The following is an 8,946-nucleotide window of genomic DNA, read 5'->3' on the forward strand; positions in this document are numbered from 1 at the left end:
GCCCGGCACCCCGCCCAGGAGGCTCCACACCACTAGCATTAAAAAGAATTTCGCTCGGTATATCCCACAGCGTAAGAGCAACATGAAAGAGCGCAAAGGGCAGGTCGTACTAGGTGAAACGTCAGTTTGTTTTCAATAGTACAATTATATTTTAATGGGAAGGTGGGTTTCCAAGAAACTTAGGAACTTATATTAAATAAGTTATAAATAAGTCTGAGGTGAAATGATGTAATCAGATTGTCTGTGAGTATATGTTCTCCTTGAAATAATGGATAATAGTTGTTTAATAAGGTTTTAACATTGTGTAAGCTTAGGTGAATTTCATGCAGTGGTTATTTGGGTAATAGTAGCTCTGCTCACTGGTATGCATAAAGCCATATACTGTATAGCTGTATTTGGGATAAAATAAATTTAACTTTTACGGTAAGAGAATGCTGCCAGGGCGGGGGCATGGTGTACATAAATTCTTCTACACAGTAAGCCCCCACAGGCATACGCTCCGGCTGCTAGGCCTGTTCGTACGCTCGTGAGGGCTGTTCTGTAGTGGCTAGATGTTAAGCTGATAAGGCTGCTTACGGCCTAAACAACACCTTCGTGCGCATAGGGGTGCCCACCTGAGGACGTAGTGAAAGGTGGTAGAGACCTTCGCTGAGGTTAAATGCTTTTACGGGTACGTGGTTGACGCCGGTGTGTAGCGGCACCTGCTGCTCTTGCATCACCCGGCCCACACCATCGGTTAGCGTCAGGGTAGCAGTCTGATCTTTTGCACTGAAAAGCGCCACTGTGAAGGCTCCCACGGAGGGGTTGGGGTAGGCCTGTAGCTCCTTGAGTGTGGAGATTTCTGCCGTGGGTAGGCTAGCAGGCAGAATTTGAAGAGCTGAGAGCTTAGGGTAATCTACTCCTCCATCTTGGGATAAGGAGCTCATATCCAGGTTTAGTATGCCATCGGTAACGGTGGCCGTGAACGTCTCGGTGATAGCCGTATTAGCGCCGGCTTTGGCAAAAATATCGTAGTTGTCGAGTACCCGGGCACCCTCTAAGCTCACGTCAAATATCCGCTGGCCGGGGCCAGACCAGTAGATTTCTGCGAAGTGGAGCACAACCTGGTAGGTGCCATTGGTTATGGGCAAGGCATAGCGCAGCTGACCCGTGCTGCCGTAGCGCTCCGTTTGGTAAAGGGCGTCATCTGGGGTGCCGGCAATGCGAGCCGTGGTAGAGTACGTGGTACCTGGTGCGGGCGAGAAGTAATCGTCGGCAGCAAACAGGCCTAGATCGGTGTTCAGGGAGGGGCCTCCGCTATTGACCTGATATATGGACTCTAGGGGCCGAACTTCCAGCGCCGAGAGCTTGGGGGAGTCTCGACCGCCAACCTGAGGCAGAGAGCTGAGGTCTAGGTTCAGTAAGCCATCAGTGACGGTAACGGTAAACGTTTCGCTAATAGCCGTGTTAACACCCGCTTTGGCAAAGATGTCGTAGTTATCGAGTACCGTGGTGTTTTCTAAATTCAGGTCAAAGAGACGCTTACCAGCCTCGTTCCAGTAGAGTTCGGCGAAGTGCAGTACCACCCGATAGGTGCCGTTGGCGACCGGAAGCTGGTAGCTGAGGGTTCCGTCTGGACCATAGCGTTCTGTCTGGTAGAGGGCATCGTCATTGGTTCCATTGATTGCAACCGTGGTGGAATACGTGGCGCCCGGCGTGGGCGTAAAGTACGCGTCGGCGGCAAATTCGCCCTGCGGAGTTGTGACGGCCGGCCCTCCGCTATTAAGCCGGTAGACGGAAGTGCTAGCAGCTTGGTTTAGACGGATGCTGGCGGTGGCGCTGCCCCCGTTAGCGGTGGCAAAGTCTAAGTCGCCGTCACCGTCTAAATCCCCCAGAGCCAGCCGAGTGGGGCCCGCGCCCACGGCCACATCCTGGGTGCCGCTGAAATTGCCCTGCCTGTTGTTGAGGCGCACACTCAACGTGTTGTTGCCGTTGGTGGTGAGCAGGTCCAGGTCGCCATCCCCATCAAGGTCGGCTAGGTTCACCGTGCTCGGAGAACCCACCGGCACGTTCACGGTACCGCTGAAAATGCCGCCGCCATTATTGAGGCGCACGCTAGCCGTAGTTGAGCCCTTGCTGGCAACAACCACATCCAAATCTCCGTCGCTATCAACGTCCCCCAGGGCTAGGCCTATGGGGCGGTCAATGGCAAACGAAGGCCCGTTCATGAAGCTGGCCTTGCCTAAGTTCGTAACTACCTGCACCCGGTTGTTTAAGGAATCGGCTGCCAGCAGGTCCACGTCACCGTCGTTGTCTAGGTCGCCGAGGGCTACCTGGTTGCCTTGCCAACCATTCTCGGCGGCTATGAGCGAGCCGCTGCCATTGTTCAGGGCTATTTGCAGGGATAACATGGTGCCGCCTGCTACAATATCCAGGTCGCCATCCCCGTCCAGGTCCGCGACGGCTAGGCTTGTGATGTGCGAGGACTTCGTGGAGGTGGTAGTGCCGCTGTTGAAAAGACCTCCGGGACTCCCGCTGTTCAGGTACACGCGCAGCAGGCTAGGGTGGGAAGCATCCGGGGCGGCAGCGCCCACCACCAGGTCTAGGTCGCCATCTCCATCTAGGTCGGCCAGGGCTAAGGCCCCTGTTCCCTCAATGGCGAGTTGCTGTCCGGGCTGAAAGGTGCCCTTGCCCGTGTTCAGGCTTACGCTCACTAGGCTGCGGCTGGCGGTAAGCAAATCTAAATCGCCATCACCGTCAATGTCACCCGCAACCACCTGACTGGAACCCGCACTTACACTAACGTCCGTTCCCGCGCTAAATGTAGCCGAGGCTGAGGCAGTAGCCGCAGTAAACTGAAATACGTGGGGCTGAGCTAGGGGAGTGCTGGAGGCGTTCTGCAGGGCCGTAGTCAGGGTTGCCCATACTGTTTCGCCTGGGGCGAAACGCCGTGCTGGGGTGAGAGTGAGGGTATTGCCGCTCACGGTGGCTGGCTCTAGCCGCTTACCTCCCGACTGCTGGCCGTACACCTGCAATGCCTTGAGCGTGGCATCTCCTCCGCTCAGGGGTTGGTCAAACCGCACGGTTACCGCCGTGGAGCGGGGCGCCGCTATTGCGTTACGTTGGGGCGCTAAGCTGGTGAGTAGAGGCGCAGGAGGAGGGGAGGCACTGCCTGCGTACACGTAAATAGTGCCCCAGTCGGCCATGTAGTTGATGCCTCGCGCGCCCACTACAACGTCACTGTAACCGTCGCCATTCACGTCGCCGGCGCCAGCCACGCCGTTACCATAGTGGCCGTCGCCTGGGTTAGCTGTTAATCGAGTGCCGGCCTCGCTGGCGGCAACCGTGGCGGGCAACCCCGCACTGCGGCCGTAGTACACGTAAACCTGGCCAGCGTTTGCTTGCGAGGCCCCCACAATAAAGTCACCGAAGCCATCCCGGTTGATATCGCCGGCGCCACCTACTATATTTCCAAACTGTTCAGTCTGGCTCAGGTCTGGAGTAAGGGTAGTGCCGGGAGTGGTTGGCAGCCCTTGGCTGGAACCGTAATACAGGTAGGCGCGGCGCTGCTCCAGTTGGTTGGCAGCAGCCCCAATCAGAACATCGGCGTACCCATCGCCGTTCACGTCGCCAGCACCTGCTACCGAAGCACCGAAATTGGTTAAGGCCGCCTGCCCCGTTAGGGTCGAGCCCGCGGTGGGGCTAGTGCCCGTGCTGCTGCCCATAAATAAGTAGGCCCGGCCCTGAAAGCCGTTGTACGCGTAAGCTCCTACTACTATGTCGTCGTAGCCGTCACGGTTCACATCGCCGGCGCCGGCCACAGAGTAGCCAAAGCCACTAAAGATAGTCTCGCCCGTTAGTACTAGGCCCGCGCTGCTTGCCGCTACGGTGGTGCCCAGCCCAGTGCGAGTACCGTAGAAGACGTAGGCGCGGCCTTGTCCTCGGTTGTAGGCCTCAGCCCCTACCACCACGTCGGACAGGCCGTCGCGGTTTACATCGCCGGCCCGCGCTACGGAAAACCCGAAGCTGGTGCTGCCTATTTCTCCTACCAGGGTAGTACCCACACGTCCAGTAAGGCCCGTGCGGCTGCCGTAGTAGATGTAGGAGCGGCCTTCTACCGGAGCTCCCACAATCACGTCGCTGTAGCCGTCGCCGTTCAGGTCGCCAGCGCTGCTAACCGAAAAGCCAAAGTTGCCTCCGCCGGGGTTGTTGAGTCGGCTGCTGGCATTTGTGGTTATACCAGTCCGGCTGCCGTAGTACACGTAGGCTAGGTTCTGAGCGTAAGCTCCCACAATCACGTCGCCGTAACCGTCGCCGTTTACATCACCGGCACTGGCCACCGAGGAGCCGAAGCTCGGTACATTTTTTTCCCCAGTTAGGGAGATGAATGGGGTAGTGGATAGAGGATCAATAGTAAGTGGGTAGGTGGCACCCGCATCATCTACCGTCAGCCGCAAGGTGCGGTTGCGGTCTAAGTGCAGACTAGTCGCCAACACCCGGCCGGTGGCATCCCACGCTTTCAGCCCGTTGTAGGTCAGTACCTTCGGAGCATCAGGCCTTGTCTGGAACACTAGCTCCTCTGGGCTGGTCTGCCGCGGCTGCAGCGCGGTATGCAACGCAAGTACCACTTCCACCGGCCCGGCATTGCCCTGGGGGCGCTGGGCAACATGGAAATTTTGCCGGATGCCTTCCGGGCTGTTCACGTATTCCACTGCGAAGGCTTGGCCATGGTGAAAGCGCACCACATTCTCCTGCACCTGGACCAACGCTTCAGCCACTGGGAGGAAAGACATTTTGCCGGCGCGCCCTAGGCCCCGCAACGTCCAACGGACCTGCCAGGTTGGGGAGCCGACCGTAGCCGGAACAGGGCTCAACGTGTACGCATCAGCCTCCAACTGAGCCTGCAGATGCCCGGGCACATTATGGGCTGTCCAGGATTGCGCCTGGGCAGTTCTGCGGCTGGGCTCTAGCAAGAAGGAGCGGCGGTATACGTCGGCTTGCGCCTTGGCAAGAGCGGCGGCGGTAGGCGGGGCCGTGTAGGTGCCAGACCAAGGGGCCAGCCACGTCTCAGGACGGTGCTGGTGCAAAGCCGTGGGGGATGCCTCTGAGAGGGGCAGAGCCATGGAACCTTGGGGCAGGGCTAGGGCAGTGGCCATAATGGCTCTACTCGCCCAGCTTCGCAGCAAAACGTAGAAATGCAGCATGTTACAGAAAAATAAAAACGAAAGAATAAGGGGGTAGAAGCCGCAAACGCAGAAAATGAGTGCGCCAGATTGTTACGTAGAAATTACTGATTGTAGTCTAATTGTGCAATTATTTTGTAAAATGTTTATATATTATGGGCTTTTGTTCAATTGCCTTCTCAGGCAGGCGGAAGCGAGGAGAGAGCAGGGCATAGCGGAGCCGCTCAAACCGATTCCCGGTTCTCCTGCACTCTACGCCTTATATAAAATCACCCTTATTTCGTTACGAGCACCCGCTCACTGATTACCCCTTCTTGCAGGTATACTCGCAACATATAGGGCCCAGGACTGAGCTTTTCGGTTGGGAAGGTTAGTTTGTTGCCACCCACTGCCGTGCGTTGGGTACCCTGCCACACGCGGTAGCCTTGGCTATTAAGCAGTTCTGCACGCGCGGCTTGTGGGCTGGTAGCCGTATAGGAAAGGGTTGCTTGGTCTATTACCGGATTAGGAAAGAGACTCCAGGTTTTTTCCGGCCGGGCACTAGGTAGGCTAGCGAGGCCCGGTGCTGCTACGCTTTGTACCACCAGCGCCGCTAGCTTGGCGTTGTCGGCATCCGTGCGGAATTCAAGGTTGAGTTCTCCATCCGTTACACGCACGGTGCGTACTAAGTCCAAGGCCGTCAAGTCAGCTTTCGCCTCGGCGTAGATATCCAGATTGCTGAGCAACTCTTGGCCTTCCACCAAAACATCAAACTGCCGCACTCGGGGGGCAGTCCAGTAAATCTCAGCCAGTTTAAACGTCAGCCGGTACGTGCCATTGGGTAGAGTAATTGCGTAGCTGAAATTGCCGTAGCGCTCGGTTTGGTACAACACATCATCGGTAGTGCCCGCAATCGGACTTGAGGTCTGATATGTGCTGCCACCCCGGAAATTCCGGTCGCTCTGAAAGCTGATGTGGTTAGCGTCGGTGTAGGCCTCTCCACCAGCGTTTACGGCAAAGACCACCCCGTTGCCCGTTACGGTTAGCTGCACGGTGGTAGTAGCTACGGCGTAGCCTGGCGCCTTGGCCTGCACAACGGCCGAGTAGATACCCGGCGCTAGTCCGGTAGCATCTAGTTGCATGGGCACCTCCTGGCCTAGTGGGTTGGCTACGCCGGTGCTAGCGGGCAGGTGCAGCCAAGCGGGAGAGTTCACCACCGTTAAAGAGTAAGCGGCCGTGCCCGAATGGGACCACAGCAGGTTGAGCACGCCCTTGGTACCGCCCTGAGGGAGTTCTACTGCTAACTGAGGAGAGGAAAAGCGCAATACATTGCTAGGCTGGCGGGTTATTGGCGTGAGATAGGTGGCCTTTTCGGGAATGGCATTGTTATCACGCGCCCCCTGGGCTACCACCAAGTTACTGCCAATAACCTGCGCAAATGGTGCTACAAGTGTGGTAGGCAGGTCGCAGAACTTGCTCCAGATATTAGTGGCTGGGTCATAGGAGAGAATATCTCCGTAGTCTGAGAAGTTGTCGCTGCCTCCTACAATCAGGATCTTGCCATCGAGGGCGATGGTGCCCGGTTCAAAGTGCGAGCGGTTACTTGGTAGATTGGCCAACCTGGTCCAAGCGTTAGTGGCCGGGTCATAAACGTGCAGGAAGGCCCGAATAGAGCGGGTGCCGTCGTGGTCGTTCTGGCCGCCAATGGCGTAGATCTTTCCGCCCACCGTTGCCCCGCCCAAATGATTGCGCGGTTCAGGTAACGGCGCCGCAGTGTGCCACCCGGCGGCAATGTTATTCAGGTCAAGCACGTAATGGTCGCCGGTGTCGGTGCGCCGGTCGGGCAGTAGGCCACCAAAGGCGTGCAAGTGGTGGCCTACTACCGCGGCCGCCCCCGACCCTCGGGGGGCGGGCAGGGGCGGGCCCAAGCTCCATGAGTTGGTTTGGGTATCATACACCTGCACGGCCGATGTTACGGGCCCCGGATGGTTACCCACAAAGCCTCCAATAAGCCAAACCTTTTTGCCTGCCACGGCCACGCCCATGTGCGTCACTGCCAAGGGAGCGGGGGCCAGGTTTATCCAGGTATTTGTAGCTACCTCGTAGCGCTGGGTTAGGTTGGTGCCAATGAGGTTACCATAGTACCCGCCAAATGTGTAGAGTAAACCATCGACGAGGGCACTTTGCCCTTCCTTCCGCTCGTAGTCGACGGCTGCTACCGGTTGCCAGCGGCAGGAGGAGGCCGGAACTGCAGTGCTACGAATAACTTCAATGGCAGCCACGGTGGGCTGATTGACGCTTGCCGAGAAATCCAGGGTCAACTCCCCGTCCAGCACCGCCGTGGTGTACTCTTGTATTTGAGCAGTAGCTGGTGCGCCTGAAGCACTGATATCGTAGTTTACCAACACCGGCCGACCTTCAAGATTTACGCTGAATAGGCGCTGGCCGCGGCCTCCTGGGGCGCCTCCCGGAGCGCCAAAGTATATTTCGGCGAAGTGTAAACGCACTTTATAGGTACCCAATGATACGGGTATATGGTAGCTAAAGCCTCCCCGATCAGTACCCGCGCTACGCTCACTTCGATACAACTCATCATCGGTCGTCTGGCCTACGTCGCCCACAGCCGGATTGGCAAACGAGGTGCCACCCGTATAGTAGCTATCGGCGAGAAATACTTTCTGATCAGGTCCGCTAGTAGTCACTTGACCACCGCCACAATTAATGCGAACGGTGTCACCCGCTGGTGCAAGCCAGAAACTGGTGAGGCCAAGCGGGGTGGGGGAGGGTGGTGTGAGCCGCCCAGCCTCCTCAAAGCTAGTAGCGCAAGCAGGAGCAGCATAGCTAATTGCACTATTGCTCCATCCGGGGGGAATGCCTAGCAGGTATACGCAAGAAACCAATGCGCCCACCAAAGGTGCCCGCCGCGTATGTGAAGCTTTTTTCATACTTCTATAAATGATAGTGGAACCCGACTGCAACGCCTAAAAAGTCAATTTATAAAACTTTAAAAATAAATAGTTGGCTTTAAGGGCGAATGCCGCTAAAAATGGGCAGCTACTCAATCAGTCTATCAGCGTGTGAAGCCCTAAAAAATGCTTTGCTCTCAGCGGATGTTAGCCCATCTGTTTCGTCGTAAATAGTTGGTTTGCTAACGTCTAATAATATAGGGCTAGGGCTTTATTGGTACTACTGCACTCTTTGTTCCAGGATACTCGTGTGGCCAATTCCCCAATTTTTTGTCTTTGTATAATTTTATAAAAAGTTACACAATAAGAACTTTATTACTTTTTAATAAATGTGATTTAATTGAGTGGCGTAATAACTAAAGTAATTAAAGTGTTTATGCTATGTTTATGTAAAATGCTGTTTATTAATAATATATACATTTTAAGGAGCCTTATTGTGGGCGATGTCAATCTATTTTGTCTGTAGGCGGATAGTAATTATTGATGTTGTGCTTTATGAATTTATAGATATGTTTGCCATCGAATAGCTCGAAGGTGTTGGTTTGTGTTTCTTGATTAAGTTCAAATAATGGCTTGATTGATGGGCTTTTCGCGAAGGCCTCATTAGGCAGATGCGCCCTTGAGTACACTGCTTTTTCGCAGAAGAGGGAGCCGCCTACGCCTCGAGCTAATTTTAGGACTTTCTGGTGTTTGTTGGCATTCGCTAACAGCAGCAAATTCCTGCCTGCTCTCTTCCCAACCTATTCTTTCAACAAAATTTTTTGCGTGTGAATTACCGAATAACGAGGGTGCTTCTGGTACTACTGATGTGGAGTGGCCTCCTGGGCGGGGTACCGGGT

The 8,946-nt window shown here is 55.5% G+C and carries 2 protein-coding genes; both read right to left on the reverse strand.

Going from position 1 to position 8,946, the window contains the following annotated elements; all coding sequences use genetic code 11:
* Positions 1-572 precede the first annotated feature (572 nt).
* Complete coding sequence (locus EU557_RS25225; RefSeq protein WP_210116130.1) at positions 573-5,135, reverse strand: malectin domain-containing carbohydrate-binding protein; 4,563 nt, start codon at positions 5,133-5,135, stop codon at positions 573-575.
* A gap of 302 nt (positions 5,136-5,437) precedes the next feature.
* A complete protein-coding gene (locus EU557_RS25230; protein WP_135533205.1) occupies positions 5,438-8,086 on the reverse strand; it encodes a malectin domain-containing carbohydrate-binding protein in 2,649 nt (882 codons plus the stop codon).
* Positions 8,087-8,946: the final 860 nt, after the last annotated feature.

It is taken from the genome of Hymenobacter wooponensis (assembly GCF_004745865.1).
Taxonomy (GTDB): Bacteria; Bacteroidota; Bacteroidia; order Cytophagales; family Hymenobacteraceae; genus Hymenobacter; species Hymenobacter wooponensis.